General features: G+C 47.2%; 16 protein-coding genes. 8 read left to right on the top strand and 8 right to left on the bottom strand.

Going from position 1 to position 21,495, the window contains the following annotated elements; translation table 11 throughout:
- Positions 1-183: 183 nt before the first annotated feature.
- Together AM1_RS23650 and AM1_RS23645 are read right to left on the bottom strand one after the other, a co-directional pair.
- The gene (locus AM1_RS23650; protein ID WP_012165445.1) at positions 184-480 is read right to left on the bottom strand and encodes an addiction module antidote protein; all 297 of its coding nucleotides are present in this window, start codon (positions 478-480) and stop codon (positions 184-186) included.
- A complete protein-coding gene (locus AM1_RS23645) occupies positions 481-777 on the bottom strand; it encodes a type II toxin-antitoxin system RelE/ParE family toxin (RefSeq protein WP_012165444.1) in 297 nt (98 codons plus the stop codon). It lies immediately after the preceding gene.
- 244 nt (positions 778-1,021) lie between these two features.
- On the opposite strand from AM1_RS23645, the gene AM1_RS42290 reads away from it, so the two are divergent.
- Positions 1,022-1,309 (top strand): hypothetical protein, encoded by a 288-nt coding sequence (locus AM1_RS42290; protein WP_187152901.1) that lies wholly within the window; start codon positions 1,022-1,024, stop codon positions 1,307-1,309.
- 109 nt (positions 1,310-1,418) lie between these two features.
- Here the strand turns inward: AM1_RS42290 and AM1_RS23640 are convergent, their stop codons facing one another.
- Positions 1,419-1,709, bottom strand: a complete 291-nt coding sequence (locus AM1_RS23640) for a DUF2288 domain-containing protein (RefSeq protein ID WP_012165442.1) — start codon at positions 1,707-1,709, stop codon at positions 1,419-1,421.
- Between the two features lie 144 nt (positions 1,710-1,853).
- On the opposite strand from AM1_RS23640, the gene AM1_RS23635 reads away from it, so the two are divergent.
- Positions 1,854-3,065: a saccharopine dehydrogenase family protein gene (locus tag AM1_RS23635; RefSeq protein WP_012165441.1), complete on the top strand. Its 1,212-nt coding sequence runs from the start codon at positions 1,854-1,856 to the stop codon at positions 3,063-3,065.
- A gap of 48 nt (positions 3,066-3,113) precedes the next feature.
- Here AM1_RS23635 and AM1_RS23630 read toward each other — a convergent pair whose 3' ends face one another.
- Positions 3,114-5,504 carry a DUF7619 domain-containing protein gene (locus AM1_RS23630; protein WP_238549052.1) on the bottom strand — a complete coding sequence of 797 codons (2,391 nt, stop codon included), beginning with the start codon at positions 5,502-5,504 and terminating at the stop codon, positions 3,114-3,116.
- A 1,080-nt stretch (positions 5,505-6,584) separates the two neighbouring features.
- On the opposite strand from AM1_RS23630, the gene AM1_RS23620 reads away from it, so the two are divergent.
- The 3 genes from AM1_RS23620 (at position 6,585) to AM1_RS23610 (ending at position 13,452) form a co-directional block, all read left to right on the top strand.
- The gene (locus AM1_RS23620) at positions 6,585-10,769 is read left to right on the top strand and encodes a beta strand repeat-containing protein (RefSeq protein ID WP_063710533.1); all 4,185 of its coding nucleotides are present in this window, start codon (positions 6,585-6,587) and stop codon (positions 10,767-10,769) included.
- A gap of 73 nt (positions 10,770-10,842) precedes the next feature.
- Positions 10,843-11,214: a hypothetical protein gene (locus AM1_RS23615; RefSeq protein WP_012165435.1), complete on the top strand. Its 372-nt coding sequence runs from the start codon at positions 10,843-10,845 to the stop codon at positions 11,212-11,214.
- 327 nt (positions 11,215-11,541) lie between these two features.
- Positions 11,542-13,452, top strand: a complete 1,911-nt coding sequence (locus AM1_RS23610; RefSeq protein WP_012165434.1) for a two-component system response regulator — start codon at positions 11,542-11,544, stop codon at positions 13,450-13,452.
- An 80-nt stretch (positions 13,453-13,532) separates the two neighbouring features.
- Here AM1_RS23610 and AM1_RS23605 read toward each other — a convergent pair whose 3' ends face one another.
- Complete coding sequence (locus AM1_RS23605) at positions 13,533-15,011, bottom strand: cellulose synthase family protein (RefSeq protein ID WP_012165433.1); 1,479 nt, start codon at positions 15,009-15,011, stop codon at positions 13,533-13,535.
- Between the two features lie 286 nt (positions 15,012-15,297).
- Here AM1_RS23605 and AM1_RS23600 point away from each other — a divergent pair, with 286 nt between their 5' ends.
- Positions 15,298-15,768, top strand: coding sequence for a hypothetical protein (locus AM1_RS23600; RefSeq protein ID WP_012165432.1), 471 nt, complete (start codon positions 15,298-15,300; stop codon positions 15,766-15,768).
- A 34-nt stretch (positions 15,769-15,802) separates the two neighbouring features.
- Here the strand turns inward: AM1_RS23600 and AM1_RS23595 are convergent, their stop codons facing one another.
- A complete protein-coding gene (locus AM1_RS23595) occupies positions 15,803-17,470 on the bottom strand; it encodes a serine/threonine-protein kinase (protein WP_012165431.1) in 1,668 nt (555 codons plus the stop codon).
- A 366-nt stretch (positions 17,471-17,836) separates the two neighbouring features.
- On the opposite strand from AM1_RS23595, the gene AM1_RS23590 reads away from it, so the two are divergent.
- Entirely contained in the window at positions 17,837-19,522 is a 1,686-nt protein-coding gene (locus AM1_RS23590; RefSeq protein WP_012165430.1) for an ATP-binding protein, read from the top strand.
- 91 nt (positions 19,523-19,613) lie between these two features.
- Here the strand turns inward: AM1_RS23590 and AM1_RS23585 are convergent, their stop codons facing one another.
- Positions 19,614-20,291: a hypothetical protein gene (locus AM1_RS23585; protein WP_041660290.1), complete on the bottom strand. Its 678-nt coding sequence runs from the start codon at positions 20,289-20,291 to the stop codon at positions 19,614-19,616.
- 104 nt (positions 20,292-20,395) lie between these two features.
- The gene (locus AM1_RS23580; RefSeq protein WP_012165428.1) at positions 20,396-20,941 is read right to left on the bottom strand and encodes a phosphoribosyltransferase; all 546 of its coding nucleotides are present in this window, start codon (positions 20,939-20,941) and stop codon (positions 20,396-20,398) included.
- Positions 20,942-21,122: 181 nt separating this feature from the next.
- Between AM1_RS23580 and AM1_RS23575 the strand changes: the two genes are divergently transcribed.
- Positions 21,123-21,494, top strand: coding sequence for a hypothetical protein (locus AM1_RS23575; RefSeq protein WP_238549051.1), 372 nt, complete (start codon positions 21,123-21,125; stop codon positions 21,492-21,494).
- Position 21,495: the final 1 nt, after the last annotated feature.

Here is a 21,495-nt window from a genome sequence, read left to right as displayed (position 1 = left end):
CATTAGCTTACAGCCTTTGTTATTCATCCAAATTTTGCAATGCTTACAGAGGAGTAAAACAACACTCTGGAACTGGATAAAATGGCCTCGCTCATGGGCATGATACCAATCAAGAGATACAGAAATGGTCATGCTGACCGAATGTCCCGTGCAAGCGCTAGTTAAAGCTGAAATTATCGACGACTAAGCCGTTGGCTGAATGGTTAGCTTGAATCCGAGTGCTTTAGTGACTTTAGCGATAGTCGCAAACGTGGGGTTGCCATCAACTGACAGCGCTTTATATAGGCCCTCTCTACTCAAACCTGTTTCTCGGGAGAGTTGACTCATGTTTTTCGCCCTGGCGACAACTCCTAGGGCATGAATAATTAAAGCAGGATCATCTTCTGCTTCTTCAATGCAGGCTTCTAGGTAGAGCTGAATATCTTCGTCTGTTTTGAGATGTGCAGCAGAATCCCAATAGGTTGTGCTTATGGGCATCATTCAATCCTCCAACTGTTTAGCAATTTCCTTAGCCCTTTTAATGTCAGCATTTTGGGAGCTTTTATCACCACCAGAGAGCAAGATGACAACAACTGAATCGCGCTGTACAAAGTAAACCCTGTACCCCGGACCATAGTGAATGCGGAGTTCGCTAACGCCTTCTCCCACAGGGGCAACATCGCCAAAGTTACCAATCTCGATACGGTCAATACGTGCTTGTACACGAGCTTTAGCTTTGCGATCTCGCAGATTATTGAACCACTTGGCAAAAATGTCCGTTTGACGAACCTCAATCATCTGTCAACTATAGTTAACAAGTTATAGAGTGTCAACTTTAGTTATCAGGTAGGACAACGCTTATGTCGAACTCAATTCTAATGACCAAGTTCACCAGGCAATTACGAACGACTAACGGAAAATAGAAACCGCTCTGAGACAAGGCATTTTAGCGTTGAGATGGAGTTATGAGCCAACCGTAGTTACCTAATATCATTTGTTGATTATTGGGCTATCGAGGGCTACTTGCTGCAGAGTTCACTGGTTGTTCAAACCATGGGAAATGTGGTTACCGATATTGCATGATGTGATTCTGATCTGTTGGTCGAAACAGATAGTCGTCTTACAATTTGGACATGTGATTGACCAAGAAGGTAGTCGCTCCCTATCCACACATGAGCCCTTTGATAGTCGAAATCGGACACCGCATGGAATTAGCGAACGTCGGTTTATTGCGTTGAAGAGACCATTGCAGTTAGGGCACTGCCGTTGCCTAATTCGAGATGCAGCTTTCGCCTCGTTAGCGACGATGAATGACCAGACCAATAGGTAGAAGGGGAGACAGAGAATCACAATGATGATCTCTATCAAGCTGGACAGAAATCGCATCAAGTTTTGTATGAGTCACCGTTGCGGTGGCTGGGATTGTTTGCACATATACTCTAATCGCTCTGAGCAACGAGAACAAAGGGTTGCACAATCAAGGTGCTGAATTTTGTATCGGGTTGGGCGTTCCAGTTGCTCAACTGTTGAGCTGAGGGCTTATAAATCAAACTTTCGCTAATCCAATGCTGGACGGATTGAGTATTGTCGCTTGCGATCGCAACTCCCACATCCAGCAGATCTAAATGAGGCGTCACCACAATAATGGCATCCCGTTGAGAATGGGGAATCAGGTCTTTCCATTCAATATCCGCGATGTCTTCAGCGAGTTTATCTTTGATATCTTGCATAGTTAGCTAGGGATTCAGACGGATCCATCATCTCAGGTCAAGCTAGGTTTGGAAAATCCTGACCCTAGCCTTAAGATGATTTTCCTTCAACCTAGCAAAAGGTTAATCGGTATACGATTAAAGAGCCGTTGACTTGGACCCTGTATGAGTAATTCTCGACCCTATGACGTCGTCCTCTACGGAGCGAGCGGGTTTACTGGGCGGCAGACGGTTGAATATTTTGCCCAAAATGTGGGCGAGCAAATCCGATGGGCGATCGCAGGTCGGAATCGCCAAAAACTTGAGCAGGTTAAAGCGGACTGTGCGGCTGCGGTGGATGTTTTGGTGGCCGATAGTCAGGACCAAGAAGGACTAGATACCATTGCGGGACAGGCCCACGTCATTCTCAATACGGCGGGTCCATTTGCCTTATATGGGGATTTCTTGGTGGATGCCTGTGTCCGTAAGCAAACTCACTATGTCGATATCACCGGCGAAACCCCTTGGGTCAAATCATTGATCCAGCGCTACCATGCCAAAGCTTCAGCGGATGGCACCCGCATTATTCCCTTCTGTGGGTTTGATTCGGTGCCCTCGGACCTCGGCACCTACTTAGTGGTGCGGTTTATGCAGCAAGAATTGGGCGTCTCCTGTCGACAAGTCAAAGCCTGCTTCAAAGCGGCAGGCGGCTTTAATGGCGGCACCTTGGCGTCGGCCATCAACTTAATGCAGTCAGGGGAGTCCTCCCAAATGGCGGACCCCTATTTGCTCAATCCCCAAGAAGAGTCCCCTCCCGATATCGTCCCCTTGAGCCAAGACCCCAAAGGACCGCAGTATGACTCAGACTTGCAGACCTGGATTGCCCCTTTCTTTATGGGACCTGTCAATACTCGTGTGGTCAGACGTAGTAGTGCCCTCTTCGATCAATGGCAAGAATCCTACGGTCCCCATTTTGCCTATCAGGAATATCTAAAGTTCGGTGGACCGTTAGCTGCCTTTGGCACTACATTGGCAACAGGAGTATTTGGTTTGGCCTTAAGCCAAGGGTGGGCCAGAACGCTGCTACAGTCCCGACTGCCTCAACCCGGCAGCGGCCCTTCGACCCAGGTGATGGATGAAGGCTGGTTCCGGTGTGAACTGATCGGACAGGCTAGCAATGGTCAACAGGTACGGGGCCTGATTTACAATCAAGGCGATCCGGGGAACCGCTCAACGGTAAAGTTTTTATGTGAGTCGGCATTGTGTTTAGCGACTCAGGCCGATCAGTTACCCGGTAAACACCGTGGTGGCATATTAACTCCATCAACTGGATTAGGAGATATCCTTGCAGATCGTCTACGCAGTGCTGGGACTAAGATTGAACTAGCGATTCGCTAAAACTAATCTGATACTGAAATATTCAGTAGACTCCAGTCGGACCAGCCATTATTTCACCGTTGCGCGAAAACGGACTGCACCATATGATGTGGCAGGATTTCCAGGACCTGTCGCTTGGGGTAAATCGCCTAGGTCCACCACAATGGCTCCGTTATCTTCTGATTGGGCAGGTGAACCATTACAAGCTGCAGGTAAAGTCGAACCAGGTGGGTAAAACTGCGCAGTGTCACCATCTCCATCATTGGTGTAGGCTAAAACGGAATTATTGTAATCGACTAGAATGCCTCTACTCGCTCCCACACCTCCACTAGGTGCTGGGGCTTCTGCGTTATAAGCGTCGAGCACAAACGTTTGAAATGCGGGAACGCGATCGCACAATTGCACTGTTCTCGCGGGAACCCCTCCAGTTGATAGGAAATATATTGTATATTCAATCTCGTCTCCAGGTTGGACCTCCCCTGCATCAATAACTCCCTTGAGATAGTCGTCCGGCCCATTCAGGGAATCGGCATCGGGCCAGTTAGTTGTATCGTCTTGGTTTGGATCGGGTTGTGCCGCAAAGGGAGGAACCTCATCGACATTGTCGTCATAGGGACTATTCACGTCATCTATATAGACGTCTAAATCAACTGCACCGTTGGTTGTCACTCCGTTGATACGGGTAATCCGCTTGATCAATATCAAATTCGGATCGGTAGGTTCAACTACATCAATATCGGTTGGATCATCTGGTTCTGAGGGTGTGGTTGGGTCATCACTATTACCAGTAAAAGGTGTACCTGAGAACTCGCCAACGTAGTCAATGACAGCTTGGTTAGAAATAGTAGTGGGAAAGGTTGTAATACCAGAGTCAACACGAACTCTGAAGCTCACGGAAACCGTGTCATCGACAGCTCCAGCAACATTGGGGTCATCGAAGGGAACATTTCCGCCATTGGTATTATCGGCACCAATACCTGACCTAAAAACGACTCTATTGTTGGTGCTATCAAATTCAGCCCGGTCGTCATTTAAGGTGTCTGTTTGCGTTAGTGGGGTAGTTATGCCTGGATCAGGATCGGTCAGAATTCTCAGTGACCCTGCTTCATAGGTAGTATTTGCGGGGATGGCATCCGTTAATACGACATCTGTGGCATTGTCATTTCCCGTATTCTGGTAGGTAATGGTGTATTCCAAAATGTCACCAGGGTTGAGATCACCCCCGTTAACATCCGTGACCGTCTTAGTAAAGTTTTGGGTTAAGACGGGTTGAAAGACCTCCACACTGAAGAAAAACGCCGTGGGATAGTAGACATCACCTTGACTTGTAAACTGTAAGCCTGCCTCAGTGGCATTGTTTTGCATAATAGCAGTGCCAGAGTTGTCTTCGGCCTCTACGATGTCTATATCCATCGCCAATAAATTTGGAAAGGCAGGATTTCTTCCTATAGGTCCCAGCATTTTGCCATCCGGAGTATTTACATTGGTACTGGTGCCAATCCGAGTCTCAAAGAGTGAACTAGAACTATTAAAGAAGTTAGATGCAGGATTTTCAGAGTCACTAACATTTACAAATGGTTGATCTGTGGCATCCCCATCAGAATTATTGCCATCTCCATCAATTAGAAACTGATCTCCAAAAAAACCAACATCACCTTCGCTTATAAATGCACCAATCGAGGATTCAAAGGGACCAGCATTAGGGGTGAGAAAACCACTAATAGTTGTTGTCAAAGGTGAACTACTTCCTACTCCCTGAAAACCATCGAAGATAGTCATACTGCGCAAAATCTCGGTGTCATCTGCATATACGACAATCAGGGCCCAACCCCCATAGCGATCTTCGCCCTTTCCAGTTTGGATATTCGCTCCCGTATAAGTTCCGCTGCCACCTGACTGAACAAGACTAGTGACATCAGCAAAAGCGCTATAGCGAGTACTGCTAATTACATCCAGAGTAGTTGCGTTAATGGTTTGGTAAATTGAAGAACCAGGTATTTTTAGCAACATTTGCCCCCTGTTCGATGGTGTAGGCGCTTCTACTCCCACTGGATTGCCATTGAAAGTACCACCTTGAGATGTATCCCCTGCCCAATAAAGTCCTGCCCAAACAATTTGAAAACCAGGGTTGCCAGTTGGGAAGTTATAGGTAGCGGAGGAAGAGTTGAAGGTATCAATATCACTATCAATATCAACATAGTCCATCCAGTAGGCATTGTTTGTTAGTAGTCCGTTGTTCCCAGGTGTTGAAGTGGTTTGTTGGGCAGTAGTACAGTTTCCTGAATTGGGCCCTACTGTTGTAGAGCAGGTAGTTACAGGATTACCAAATATAGTGGTTCGTCCTCTCAGCTGAAAAGCATTGCGAGTCGTAAACGTACGTTGGGCCTGTGCTGCAGTTGGGAAAAAGGCTAATGAGGTGGTGGCTGCAGTTACAAGGAGCCTGGTTAACCAAGGTCGCAAATTCTTACCTTTCTTTGTTAATGGAGATTTGCTTGCTAATACTTTTTGGATGGAGGAACAAGGGAACATTTTTTTCTGGACATAGGATAAAGTTTTAACCCAAAAGCAGCTGACTTGATGCTTTATATTTCTGTTTGGGTGATAGCAATCTGCCAGCGAAGCTAAATTTATTGCTGATATAAAAGGGTCTCTAACAGGATGGGTAAAAAATTATCTAAATCGATCATTTGTTGACGCATGAAATTATTGGCAATAAAAATAAGAAATTTGAATTTGTTGCCATAAAAATAAAGCCTGTATCTCAGTCGCTAACCTGCCAATAAGACTGCGTATAATTTCTAGCTATCTGTTCGATGGCTAAGGGAAAGAGAGTTTTTATATTTAGATCTAGGACACAGGCTGTTTTGCACCTGAAAAAGATTGCTTTTATGCCTTTTGTTTATGAAAACTTATTCCTAGATAAATCTTCTTCCACAAATAATTCACTGGATTTGTAAAAGCCTCAATGCCATATTGGTAAAGCTTTTGGCTGGTTCCTGTTAAAACAAAATATAAGTTCAAAGATTTTCAAGGATTATATCTAAATCAACATTTAGATACGGATGTCAGGTTCAGGTCTTTAATTGATAAAGATATATTCAATAAAAAGAATAGAAAACTTCTTCATGTAAAGAGATTGTTTGAGGGCCAAAACGAAAAGATTTAGCCTTTTAAATTGATTTAAGGCATGAAACTCTACGGAAGGATATTTTATTCTGGCTGAAAGAAAATGTACTTTTTGTGCGCTCATAAGCATAAAACTGCTCTTGAGAAACTTATTGCTCTCTCAGGAAACTCTTTTAAAGGAAATCTAGAATTTATTGAAGAGTTGGCCTATCTCTGGGAATACTATTGGAGCGAAATCGAGAATTGCCCTTTATTAGTTGAGATTCGCGGGTGTAAGTGGCGACTATCTAACAAAACAGCAGGAGATTGGACGAATAATTCATGCTTTTTCTCCTGTAATAGGGACTCCATCAAAGGTGTTTTACCCTGGATGGAACTGTGGCAATACACCCCTGAACCAAAAATTATTTTTCTATGTTGAAACGCATTCGTTTCCCAAAGTTCAATCTTGTGTCTTGGCAAGCTTGGCTAAATGGCCTGGGTCGCTCGACCAAAAGAGGATTGATTCTGGCCTTTAGTGCATTCTTCTGTGCCTTAGTTGCTCATATGGGTTTCTTTCATGACCCCGTTGTTGCAATGCCCAACGCAGACTTAGCTCTTTTGAATGCGTTTGATCCTGTAGAAAGTCCCCCTGGAGACCCGGTTACATATCGGTTAACCTTCCGCAATAGTACGGGGAATCCAGTATCCATAACTAGCCTCAACCATACTTTGCCATCCGCACCCGGAAATTTGGTGTTCGATTCAGCGGCAACCTTTAATGATTGCGGCAGTACCGTCAACATCACAACGGGTACCCCTACCGGAAGCCCAGGTTCCGTCGCCATCACAGGGGGAACGATACCTGCTGGATCACCAGGGCAATGCACCATTGAGATTCCTGTAAGAGGTTTTAGTGCTGGAAATCATTCAGATACTATCCCAGCAGAAGCATTAGTGACAGCTGTGGGGAATAGTCCTGATCCAACAGCAGCCACATTACAGATAGATGGTGCAACTCCTACAACCCTCAATAAATCTTTTACGCCCAATACAATCCCCGGAGATGGACGCTCAATTGTCACGATTCGGATCAACAACCCCAACGAATACGACCTAACTGGGACAACTTCAACCCCCACCCTAACGGATGATTTACCCAGCGATGGTGCCAATCAGCTCGTCGTTGATACCCGAGCTGGTGCGCCTGCTCCCAGCACAACCTGTACAGGCGGCACCGTCAATATTAAGGCAGGTGATACTGGCATTGAACTCGTTGGCGGCACCATTCCGAATGAGAGTTTTTGTACCGTTACTTTCCCCGTTACGCAAGCGAATGGTGGAACCTATACCAACAATATCCTCGCTAACACCCTCAGCACGGTTAACCTGATTAGCAACAGTAACTCTCCCAGTACGAATTTGAACGTGCAAACTGAAATTTCGATTGGCAAAAATTTTAGTAATGGCACCAGAGATGAAGGAGAAACTACCAACTTAACCATCACTATTACCAATGGTGGTGGAGCCCTGACCAATGCAACCCTAACGGATAATTTACCGGCTCCTTTGGTGGTAGCAGACACACCCAATGCGACGACAACCTGTACTTCCTCTGGCAGTTCAGAAACCCTCTCGGTCACGCCCTTGACATCCAGCTTTACCCTCAACAGCACTAATGTGGGTGGCGGAGCAACGGCTCAAGTGCCTGGTTCAGATGCAGCAACGAACAGCTTAGGATCCTGTACCATCTCTGTCACAGTTAAAGTCGATCCTGGCGTTGTCGGCAATATTGCCGACAGCAATGGCTCTTCGGTTACCAATACAATACCTGCAAGCGCATTAGGCAATGATCAAGGGCGAACGAATACCGACCCGGCCACCGACAATATCAATGTTCGACCTGCCCTAGTGGTCAGCAAAGGATATTCCAACAACGACGGTATTGCCCCAGGGGGCACCACACGGATGACCATCAACATTCAGAATCGATCGTCTGCAGTGGGTGCGACTGGGGTTGGTTTTGTGGATAATTTGCCGGGGGCATTGATTGTGGCTGATCCAGCCAATATCTCGACCAACAGCAATTGCGGAACTCCGACCATAACAGCTACCCCAGGATCCGGTACGGTTACTTTTAGCGGCGGGACTATCAATACCAACAGAACTTGTACGGTGCAAGTGGATGTATTTCTGCCAACGGGGACTTCAGGCACCAACCTTGATAATGTGATTGCCAATGATTCCATCACGAATGCAGAAGGGTTTGATTCAAATGGAGTCACGGGTACTGAAGGTCGTTTGACCGTAGTCGATGATGTTGAAATTGTTAAGTCGTTTGATGCTAGCTCTGTTCGTCGAGGCGTCCCTTCAACCCTCAGAATTGTCATTCGCAACAACCGCCGTACAGATTCTCCGGGAGGTGCAGGAACAACACTGCCTTTAACAGGGGTAGATATTGACGATAATCTTCCACCTAACTTACAGGTGGCCAACCCAGCTAACTTTAGCCATTCTGGCTGTAGTTTCGACGTCCCTCCGAACCCAGGGCCAACCTTTTCTGGGAATACACCTGGGAGTACTTCCTTCACCATGAGAGATGGCAGTATTGCACCAGTGGATGACAGTGATCCAAATGCTGATACCTGTACGATCCAATTTGATGTAACTGAGATCGTAACGACGAATGCAGCCTTTCCTCCACCCCAGACCTATCCCAATACGACATCTGGATTTACCAACGATCAAGGCATAACGGCGACCGAAGGGTCTGCAACTCTAACTGTCACATCACCCTTGGAAGGGACCAAATCTTTCCAATCAGAGGAGGTCGTTGCCGGGGGTAAATCCACTGCAGTTATTCAGCTTACCAATACCTGGGAAAATCCCCTCACAGTCACTACTTTTACGGATACCTGGACACAAACGAATGTCGAAGTCGCCTCTCCTGTGGTAACTAGTACCACCTGTGGTGGAACCATCACAACTACCGCAGGCAGTAGAACAGTTAATTTTGCAGGAGGGACAGTACCAGCTCAGGTCGGTGGAGTACCTGGCCTTTGTGAAATTCGCTTTGAAGTGATTATGAATGCAGGGGGTAGCAGCACCTTCGACAACACCCTACCTGCGGGTTCAATTACCACCAACGAAGGATTTGTGAATCCCATCGATGTGACCGGAACTTTGACCCGTACAACTGCTAATGTCAATCTCAATAAATCCTTTAGTCCGAATAGTGTTGTGGTCGGTGATCCGAGTACCCTAACGGTGACCGTCTCCAATCCCAATGGCGGCATTCCAGTCACCCAACTAGGCGTAACGGACACAATGCCTGCAGAAATGGTGGTGTTCTCAGTTCCCAGTGCGTCTACAACTTGTCTTCAAAGCGATGGGACTACTGCCGCTACTGTAACGGCGGTGCCAGGACAGAATACGTTTACATTATCCAACGCTGCTTTAGCGGCTAACCAGAGTTGTACGGTGTCCGTACGGGTCACGTTATTAGATACCGGTAATACCATTAACCAATTGAATATCGGGGATGTCTTTAGCCAAGAAAATGTCACCAATGACCAAGCCGCACAGGCAACATTAAACGCGCTGGCCGCAATTACCCCAGGCAAATCTTTTAATCCTACTTCTATGGAAGGGGGAGAAATCAGCCAATTGACCTTAACCATTACCAATAATCAAACCAACAATGAGTCTGGGGAGCCGCTGTCGAATGTTTCGATCAACGACACACTGCCGACGGATCTATTTGTGGCGAATACCCCCAATGCCAGCACGACCTGTTCCAGTGGAACTGTCAATGTAACGCCGGGGGGGACCACGGTGCAGATGACGGGAGCAACCCTAGCACCGGGTGCCAATTGCCAAGTCCAGGTGGATGTGACATCCAATTTAATGGGTAATTACGTCAACCGGATTGAAAGAGGTGAATTAACGGCCCAAATTCAGCCTTCCATCGATCCGATGACGGGTGGAACCCCCACGATTATCGAAAATACGGCTCGACCCACGGCTACATTAGTGGTCAATTCAGATAAACTACCACCTGAGATCATTCTAGTGAAGCGAATTACAGCCGTGAATGGGGTGAATGTCACTGGATTTGAGGATGGTACGGGTACGGATGATAATGATCCGCATTGGCCCACCCCCGTTAGCGATTCATTACGAGGGGCCTTAAATCTAACCACCCCAGTGAAACCTGGCGATGACTTGGAGTATTCGATTTACTTCTTGAACACAGGACTATCGGAAGCCTTTGGGGTAACGTTGTGCGATCGCGTTCCTGAATTCACGACTTACCAACGCAATACCTATAACAACCAACCGAATCAAGATGCAGGCGGTATCGCGGGTTCCGGTCGGGGCATGATGTTAGGTCTAGGCACCAGTGAAGTCTCGCTCACCAATGGACCCGATGGTGATCAGGGGTACTACTTTGAACCCAATGTCGATCCAACCCTGACCTTGCCGACTATCAGTTGTGATGGGGCCAATAATAATGGTGCCGTTGGAGTGCAAATTAGTAGTTCAATTCCGAATGCGGTAGGTTCAGGAAATCCAGCCAACTCGTATGGTTATATCCGATTCACCGCCACGGTTGACTAGACACTATGTCTTGGGCAAAATCCCTAATCGATTTTGCCTGCCATGTCATTTGCAACGCCTGTTGATTGGAATCATGAAAGATATTTTGAAATACCTAATTGTTTGTTCCCTATTTTTGCTGGTCATTTTTGTGCCAGCAAGGATGAGTTATGCCGCTGAAGTCCATGAATATTCCATGTGGCTCCAGCAAGGAGAATCTTTCACTCTCGAACAATATTTGTCTGAGAATGAAACGATGGCAGCGGGTTGTAGTGAAGACTGCTTTGACATTGATTTATTTCTATATGATGCAATGACAAAAAAAACAGTCCATCAAGACACTAAGACCAATACTAATCCTAAGATTACAGCCCCTTATGATAGTGATTTCATAGTCAATCTATTGTTATCAAATTGCCCAGCCAGCAAAGGTTGCAAGGTCTGGATTGACCTAGTTGATGAATAAAAGGTGAGGTTCGAGATCCACGAACTTTAGGAGGACTATTGCCAACAAAACGAACAACAATGAAGTCTTTATCCAGTAGACTTCTTATTTAAAGAATTATGCTGAAGATTTATGAATTAAAGACAAAAACTAGTAATTATGTCCAAAATAGTAGGTGCGTGGATCTTAGATCATTCTTAAGTGAGCGAAATCCATAAAAGGGGGATCGTCGCTAATGATTAAATTGCTTTCTTCTGTCGTGTCGAAAGTTCCTGAAGTATCCGAACTGGGTACACTAAAGTGCAAGCTGAGCATCTCGTTCCACTCCTTTTTTAGCCGAATTTAGCCATGACACTGAATACACCTGCATCCCAAACGGTGGATTTGCCTACAGATGACGAGTCGAAAGGCTTGATTTTGATTGTTGATGATACGCCCCACAACTTACAAATCTTATCCACGGCGTTGACTAAACAAGGCTATCAAGTGCGAGGGGCCGCCAATGGTTCCATGGCACTGATTGGGGCAAGGAACATTATGCCCGACTTGATCTTGCTGGATATCAAGATGCCAGAAATGGATGGCTATACCGTTTGTGAACGCTTGAAATCAGAAGCCTTAACGCAAGATATCCCAGTCATTTTTATTAGCGCCTTAGACGATGCCTTGGATAAGGTCAAAGCGTTCACGGTGGGTGGGGTGGACTATATCACCAAGCCCTTTCAATTGGCTGAGATTTTGGCTCGGGTGGAAAATCAACTGACCATTGGTCGGCTGCAAAAAGAACAGCGTAAACAAAATGAACGACTGCAGGCCGAGGTGCGCGATCGCATCGCTGCTGAAGCCCAAATCCAAGCCCTTAATGCTGACTTAGAGCAAAGAGTAGTTCAGCGGACGGAGCGGCTGAATCAGGAAATTGCTGAGCGGGAGAAAGTACAGCAGCAATTAAAACATATGGCCATGCACGATCCGTTGACGGATCTGCCCAACCGGACGTTGTTCCTCACCTGTCTCGAAGAAACGATTCAGGACACCCAAAAACAGACCGATCAATCCTTTGCGCTGCTGTTTCTGGATTGTGATCGCTTCAAGTCTATTAACGATTCCTTGGGACATTTAGTCGGGGACCAATTTTTAGTTGCGATCGCAAAACGGTTCCAGCGCTGTGTGGGCGATCAACTCCTAGCCCGCTTAGGAGGCGATGAATTTACGATTCTGCTCAAAAATGTCTCCAACGAGCAGCAAGCCATCAATATTGCAGATGCCATTCAACGCAGTTTACTAGAGCCGTTTCATATTGGCGACAACGAATTCTTTGTCTCTGCCAGTATCGGCATTGTCATGAGCAGCCCAGACTATCAGCAACCCACTGAAATGTTGCGGGATGCCGATACCGCCATGTATCGAGCCAAAGCCATGGGCAAGGCGCGGCATATCGTCTTCAATGCCAGCATGCATGAAGATGTCCAAAGTTCTCTACAACTAGAAACAGATTTACGTCGGGCCATCGAACGGCAAGAATTTATTCTCAACTATCAACCGATTGTGGCTCTGGATACAGGCATGATTACGGGGTTTGAAGCCCTAGTCCGCTGGATCAGCCCAGAGCTAGGCTTTGTTTCCCCAGGGAAATTTATTCCCCTAGCTGAGGATACAGGCCTCATTATTCCCCTAGGGGAATGGGTGTTACGGGAAGCCTGTCGTCAGCTGAATGAATGGCAATCCAACAATGTCACGGATATTCCCTTGACCATGAGCGTCAATTTATCCGTTAAGCAATTCTCTCAACCCAACCTGATCGAAACCATTGACCAAATTTTGGCAGAGACCCAACTTCCGACCCAGTGCCTAAAGTTGGAAATTACCGAAAGCGCCATTATGGAGAATTCTGACTCCGCGGCCAAGATTCTCGATCAGCTAAGAGACCGCCAGATTCACTTAAGTATTGATGATTTTGGTACAGGCTATTCTTCCTTAAGTTACTTGCATCGGTTCCCCGTCAATACCTTGAAGGTGGATCGATCCTTTGTCTGTCGATTGGATGCCGCAGACGATAACGTGGCCATTGTTCAGGCCATTGTCACCTTGGCCCAAACCATGGGAATGGATGTGGTCGCGGAAGGGATTGAAACGACAGAGCAGCAACATCAGCTGGAAAACTTAGGGTGTGAATATGGGCAGGGATATCTGTTTTGCAAGCCTGTGAATGCCGAAACAGCCGGTGAAATGCTAGCCAACAGAAATCACAAGTTGTTTTAGGGGCTAGGCCACTTTTTATCGTTCTCTTATCCCCGGCGGCTCCGATTTTCCTCGGTCGAGCTGGGCCAAACTAGGCAGACTTAGCGGCGTTGAAACATGCTAAGGGAAAGCACATAGATATAGCCGATCAAGAACAGCAGTAGAAATGGGAGAGATAGGTAATGGGCGTTGACGACCGCTACGCTAATGGTCAGCAGTAGATACACCACCATAGACAGCTCCAGGTAGGGCACTAAATTTCTGGCGGCGCGGTATTTTCTGGTTTTCCAATCCTCTTCGTTGCTCGTAACGCCATGCTTAGGCGTGCGGACAAAATCGCGACCCACCCGAAATAGGCCATCATAAACGGCTAGGGATTGATTGATACTGAGGCCAATCCCCACACTCATCAGTAAAAATAGGTTTGAAGTGAGTTTCCAGGGCGAATTTTGACCCCGTTGTTCCTCTTGAGCCACGGAGTAAAAGGCCAATAGACTGAGGGTAGTAATCAGAAATAACGGCAGGTGGATAGCTAGACCATAACGCCAGCCCGTTTCGGCGAGAAAGAGCTGGTAAGGCAACGATAACAGCAGTAGAACCAATAACAGCAGGTAGTTGAAGTTATTGGTGAGGTGAAAAAAGGCTTCTAACTTTACATGTCCAGGAGCATTCGAGGTCAAAATCGGTAGCAGCAGCTTTTTCGCCACTTGACTGGCTCCTTTGGCCCATCGAAATTGCTGAGACTTGAAGGAATTCATCTCCATGGGCAATTCGGCAGGCACCACAATATTAGGGAGGTAAATGCACTCCCATCCTTTGAGCTGGGCTCGATAAGACAGATCCAAATCCTCCGTTACGGTGGTATGCTGCCAGCCTCCCGCATCTTCGATGGTTTGAATCCGCCAAATCCCTGCCGTGCCGTTGAAATTGAAAAAACACCCGGACCGATTGCGAGATGTTTGTTCCGTGACAAAATGCCCATCCAACATTAGGGCTTGGATTTCTGTGAGGATGGAATAGTGGCGATTAATATGTCCCCAGCGGGCTTGCACCATGCCCACCTTTGGGTTGGCAAAATAGTGAACCATGTTGATTAAGGTATCGGGGGACGGGACAAAATCAGCATCAAAGATCATCACCAAGTCCCCGGTGGCGGACTGGAGTCCATAGGCTAGGGCTCCAGCCTTATACCCTTTGCGATCGCAGCGATGGATGTAGTCAATATTGAGGTGGCGCTGCTTCAGTTCTCGCACCTTTGCTCGACAAATCTCTCGCGTTTCATCCGTCGAGTCATCTAAGACCTGAATTTGCAGTTTATCAACGGGATATTCCAGGGCAGCAACGGCCTCTAGGAGCCGATCGACCACATACATTTCATTAAATAATGGGAGCTGAATGGTCACCTGGGGCAGGTCAGCGTCGGAGAATTTGTGTAGGGGTGAAATTTCTCGACGACGATGCAGATAATAACGCCAAATAATCGAAATTTTGTGGAAGCTGTATATGGCGATCAGCGTCAAAATACCAAGGTATAGCTCAGGAATAAAACCTGAAATGCCATCAATGAAACTAATGCCCATATAATGCTTTTCGTTGATTGAATATACTCAGAATTTGTAATAAATTCTTGTCCCCTTGACCTGTTTAAGGAGGTGGAGGACTGTATTTTATCTCGCCCAGACTAGAGCCAGCTTAATTCAATCTGAGAAGATAATTAGTTTCTGCTCTCGGGCGATCCCTGCTGAAATGGTGCGTTTGCTGGGGCCGGACAGCCTCAAGCTGAAGTCTGATTTAATAGGTGTGAGTTGCCTTTAATAGGTGCAATATCAAAACTCTTATTCAGCATTCATAGGGAGAGATACCAATTTGTATCAGGGGGATGATATCGATTTGTTGTATGTTCTTCGCCCCCATGGCTGGAGCGATTTGCTCTTCTATGTGGGGGGAGATATCCATCATTTCTGTATCACGCATGTTTTCTCTGACCCGATCGTAGATCTGAGCTATCTTGCGAGCAGCCTACATCATCGGGTTCCTGCCATTGAGCTTTTGCTTTGGGACGAACCTGGAGGCCACATCCTCCGGTGTAAGCAGCTGAACGAACAACGTCATCGGTATGCTGTCCAACTCGCCAGCTTCCCGGAAGGCCCTCCTGAATCCAGTCAGCGCACCAAAACCATCCTGGTCGAGTTCAATATCAAAGCTGCCCATTTTGTGAAGCTGATTTATTGCCAACTGGAGAAAACGGCCAAGCTTTATGAGGAGAAGACCTATCGGAAGCACCGTGATTTTTCCTATGCAGAATTCGATTGCCTGCGCCAGCAGCTTTTTGATTAACCCGCTTACATGCAAAGCTCCACTGAACTTTTAACTAATCATCTTCTAGCTCTAAAAATCGATCTTGGGCAATGGCAAACCACAATTGCTGAGCGCGTTTGCCTTGAAGATCGACATTGCGATACATCGGTAAATCATCTACTAATTCGTCTTCTACTCGTCGATAAAAGCGGCGTCTATTGACCTTTTTGCGACGCAATTGCTGGTCTAAACGCTGGCGATCTCGCAGTTGGTATTGGCCGATGCGATCGCGAACTTCAGGATTAAGCTTACCCATAACTTCTAAAACCTGAAATCCCACCTCATCCCATTGTTCTCGCAAAGGAGCATCCGCTTCACTCCGGGTCAAGGCTCGCCCCTGGTAGTTGGGATATTCCAAGAAAAAGGCTTCGTTGGTGACCTGGTTGAAGTAGCGAGAAGAAACGCCTAGGGCATCAATCCGCTCGAATAATTGGGCTTTGCGAGACAACTCTTCCCGAGATAGAGAGGGTGACTCTTGGGGTTGGGCAGGCTCCTCTTGGCTGACAGGGGCAACATCATTTGTCTCGATGCGCTCACGAATCGCCCAGATCACGCCGCCTAACAGAGTTGCGATCGCTCCCAGAATCATCACTTGTTTCAGTAGGGTAATCGTCCAGTTTTGGACTGTGTTGCCAACCTTAGTGACCACCCCTGGATCTTTGGCCACGGGTTCAGCCACCACCGTGTGTTGGGTCACTTCAGCCTTAAACTCAGCGATATCCGTTGGCGGCGGTGGTGGAAAATCAGGCTCTGTCTGATGGAGCGGTGGAGGTGTAGGTAGTTTTCGTCCGGGAGAAGGCGTGGCCAAATGCCCCAGCTGTTCTAAATCTCTCAGGGCTCGTTGAGCAGAAGGATAGCGGGCATTGGCTTGGGCTGCCACCATGGTCTCCAAAATCCGTGCCAATTCCTCATCCACGCCGATATGTCGCCATTGGAAAGTCCGAGTATTGGCGTCATAGAACGCCTGGGGGTCTTGCCCCATCAGCATCACTAGAGCCGTTACCCCTAAAGCATAGAGATCGCTATGCTCATAGACTTTCCCTAGTCGAATCTGTTCTTCGGGTGCATATCCGGGCTTCCCTAAAATGGTGGTTCCCCCAAATTTTTGCTCCGGGTTATTGGGGTCTACAAACTTGCCAAAACTGGCCGTAATTTGTTTCACGCCCCCAAAGTCAATCAGAATGGGCAACCCATCCCCTTGTCGTTGAATCAGATTATCAGGCGAAATATCCCGATGAATTAACCCCTGACGGTGGATGTAGTCAAGTACCGGCAAAAGTTGAGTTAGAAACCGATAGATTTCTGACTCGGTGTAAGTTTGCCCTTGCTTGACTCGTTCTCGCAACAAAGCCTGGTAAGTGGCCCCTTCGACATAGTCTTGAACTAGACAGAGGGACCGATCCTGCGGCCCCATAAACCATTCTCGAAAGTGAGGAATTTGGGGATGATCCAGCTTATAGAGAACTTCTGCTTCCCGCACAAATAGCTCTTTTGCCTTCGTCAGCAGAATTTCACTACTTTCGCTGGCCGGGGCAAATTCTTTGAGGACACAGCGCTCATTGAATCGATGAATATCCTCGACCAAATAGGTACAGCCAAATCCACCCTGGCCAAGTTCCCGCACGATGCGATAGCGGTTGGCAATGGTTGTTGCTGGGGGATGATACTGCTGCGTTGGCATTCAGATGCACTCCACATCGGCAGATTGAAACAGAGCAGGAACGCAAAAGGGCGATTTTTAGGGTGAGATCGAGGGCCAAATTGAGTTATTGGCATCTTAGCAAAACCACCCTTAGGAATTTTGGCGGTTGTGACGCTTCTCGATTCTTTACAAAGGCTAACAAACCCCATCGCCATGAGGTGTCATCTTAATCACTGTATCTTTGTTGGCTCTATCACAGTCTCCGTAATCACTATAGACGTTTCCAACGGACCTCAAAGTTCCCAGTTCTGTACGCTTTGGGGCCCAGGATAAGGAATAAAGGTGTCAATTTAGCATCCCTCGTATACCATGTAGCCAACAGAAAGCGGTTTGTGGACAGGGTTTATGGTTCGAGAGCAACACAAACAGGCCACCAATGTGATTGGCACGGTCAAAGGACCGGGAGAAAGTGGAAACCAGTATGTGTTTATCACCGCCGATACCCAACACATCAAAATTGGCGAGTTTGTGTCCTATCGCCTCACCCATACCGACAATGTCCCGGTCGAAATATTAGGTAAGATTTCAGCCTGCATCCTCGTGGATCATCTGCCGGATCGCATCTTTGCTGATACCGAAATCGACCCTAGCGCCATTGCTTCTCTGATCGGCTTTAAATACTCCAGCCCCGAAATCTATGAAGTCGCTGTGGATGTGATCGGCTACTTCCACCCCAATCTTGGGTTTATGAACCCTCGCCAGCCCCCCGAGCCAGGGGCTAAAGTGTATCGTGCCGATGATCCGACCCTGCGGCGAATTCTGAATAAACGCCAAGTGGGGGACGTGGGCTCAGCCACCATTGGGTCATTACTGCTGCGAGATTTGGAAGCCGTTCCCATTAGCCTCGATGTCAAAGCTCTTGTTAGTACCCATATGGCAATTTTGGCGGGGACAGGCTCCGGTAAATCCTATACCGCTGGCGTCCTGATCGAAGAACTGCTCCGCCCCTATAATCGGGCAGCTGTGCTAATTTTTGACCCCCACGGTGAATATGGCACCTTAGAGGCGATGCGCGGTCATCCTGCCTTTAGCAGCGAAGATGGCTATGCCCCCCAGGTCCAAATTCTCACCCCGGAGCAGATCACCATTCGGATCTCCTCTCTTAACTATGCCGATATCAAAATGCTGCTGCCAGAGATGAGTGAGCGCCAGCAAGCCATCCTCAACAAAGCCTTTAACAATCTCCAGGCTCGGAAACGAAAAAATGCCCGTTGGGATATCAATGACTTGATTTATGAGGTCAATGAAGCCGACGTTATTCAAGATAAAAACGGTAATGAGCAGCCCGGTTCTTCCGCCCAAGCTCTGGAATGGAAGCTAGAAAAGCTTGCGAATTCTCCCTATTTCCATGCCTTTGAGCACCTGACCCCGCAAGATTTATTTGAGCCGGGGCAGGTGACCGTTCTGCAAATGAACGAAATTAGCCAAGAAGAACAGCAGGTGATTTGTGCGGCCATCCTTCGCCAGGCTAACCAAGCCCGCATGAATACCCTGAAAGAAAAAATTACAGCCGAAGACGAAAACTATCTTCCCTATCCGGTGTTTATTCTGCTGGAGGAAGCTCATCGTTTTGCACCGGCCCATGAGCCCTCCCGCTGCAAAGCCGTTATTCGCACCATCCTCAGTGAAGGCCGCAAATTCGGTTTAGGGGTGGGGTTGATTACTCAACGTCCTGGCAAACTGGATTCAGATGTCTTGTCCCAATGCATGAGCCAGTTCATTATGCGCATCGTCAATCCAGTCGATCAAGACAGCCTTAAATATGGTGTGGAAGCGGCGGGTCGCGATTTGTTGAAAGAATTGCCTGCTTTGACTAAAGGCCAGGTGATTATCTCAGGTATGTGTGTCAACACCCCTGTCTTATGCCAAGTGCGCCAACGCTTAACCGCCCATGGTGGAGAAACCCTAGATGCCCCTTCCCTATGGCAAGCCCATTTCCAATCCCATCGTCTACGGGAACGAGCTGCCGCCAGTGCCCCTCTAGCTGGGCGGCGACAAGCTGCTACAGTGCGCGGGGTTTCGATTGATTAGAGCTATCTAAGGGAATTCCCAAAATATTCAGGAGCATTAGGCGTCTGGGAACCGAGGGAAGCTGAGGGAAGCCTGGTCCATCCGGGCGGCCCTACTTTGCTTTGGCGCGTAAATTCTTGATTTTGACCTGCTTCCACCAGTCTTGCAGTTCCTGGGGTTCAATGTTGCGCCCATCGACTTCCACCATAAATCGCTTATCGACGAGGAGGCTAAGTTTCCCTTTCTTGGATGCATTGGTATATTCTTCTCGTCCAAAAGCATCACCAATTTTTAAGCCTTTACTATAGCCCTCGGTCGATTCTTTGCTGAATCGGGCGCTGATCACAAATGGGGCGTAGAGTTGACGATGATGGGCCCAGTCAAAGAGCTGTACCTTAATGGTTTTATTACCCTGTTGATAAGATCGGCTGGCTTGGCTGATGGCAAACTCGCCAAAGTTTGTGGATTCGCCCTTGGCTTCTGCGGCCTCCCAACCAGATGGCTGGTCGGGTAAACCGGTGATCAAGTCGGTATAGCTAAGGGGATCAACCGGTTTGAGGTTCTTAAGTTCTGATTCGATGTCTTTAAGATCCTTCTCTAATTTAGAGATTTGATCAATTCCCTTTAGAGGGTTCTGGTCAACATCTACGCCCTCAACCACCTCCTGCAAATCAGGAACCCCACCACAGGCAGACAGAAATAGAGCGGAGATGGATAAAAGAAAGGTGATTCTCAAACACACTCTCTTCGAAAATTCTTCATAAAAAATTCGATCAGGATTATCACTCATTTATCTCAAATCCAATCATTTCAGCAAGGATTAGAATCAGCGACACTTATACATCTGATCAGTAAATTGCGATGAACTTAATCAAAATGCAACTTAGCACTGTCCTAATTACAGGATGCCCTTGGTGCTGGTAAATCTATCGCAGGATACTCCTGGCTTAATGCTTCTATATCAGTCTTCTCATAGCTTTCAAAGGGCTGATGGATCCACGGATTCTCTGGTAAATAATCTACATAAAAGTGGGGCTTGATTCTAGAACAAGCTTTGTACCACAACACAGCGGTCCTTATGTCTGTAATTCCATCACCATACCGCTGTTGAAGCCAAATTAACGTTTGTTCAAGGGTGATACCAGAATCTACTAAATCATCAACGAGCAAAATTCGATTTCCCAGGTTCTCTGTCGTCATTGTGAGGGCTTGGCTGACGGTTAGCTGATGACGATCTTGCCCGGTGGCTCCTCCATAGGACGAGGTGGCTAATATGGCTAACGGCTGTTGATAAATGCGAGAAAGTAGATCTCCAACTCTTAAACCGCCCCGCGCCAAACAGATAATTTGATTGAAGGACCAGCCTGAACGGTAGATATGGACTGCCAGTTTTTCAATATGCTGATGATACTCTGACCAAGATACGTAGAGATCTGCCATTCTGATTCGTTCTTTCGACTCAATTTGTTCATGCTACCTTCGTTCATGAAAATATCGACCGCATGAACAAGACTCAATCTGCTCTATCCCACCCTTGGAGTTGTCAGACAGGGACAATTTTCATTAGGCTAATGGTGTCTGAGCTGTTTTTGAGGGAACACAACCTGCTATGAATCCTGATATGGTGACCGAATTTCTGAAAAAAGGATTTCATGTAACCCTGGGAGCCACAACTTCAGTGGTGGAATCCCTTCAAGACTCCCAAAAGCGCGAGGAAAATATTTCTCAACTCAATCTTGGCTTTGATCAACTGTCTCAGATTTGGGCAGACAAAGGGGAAATCACGGAGTCAGAAGCTCGCAAAATGATTGATAGCATGGCGACTCAATATGGAGTAAACACTAATCCCATGTCTTCTGGTAGTTCCACCTCTTCTTCGGCAACTTCCCCCTCCATTGATCCGTCTCTCCAACAAGAACTCAAAACCCTGACAAACCAGTTAGCCAACATTCGTTTGGAATTAACGCAAATGGGTAACCAAGACAACAACTGAC

It is taken from the genome of Acaryochloris marina MBIC11017 (assembly GCF_000018105.1).
GTDB lineage: Bacteria > Cyanobacteriota > Cyanobacteriia > Thermosynechococcales > Thermosynechococcaceae > Acaryochloris > Acaryochloris marina.
This window is presented reverse-complemented; position numbering and strand designations above follow the sequence as displayed.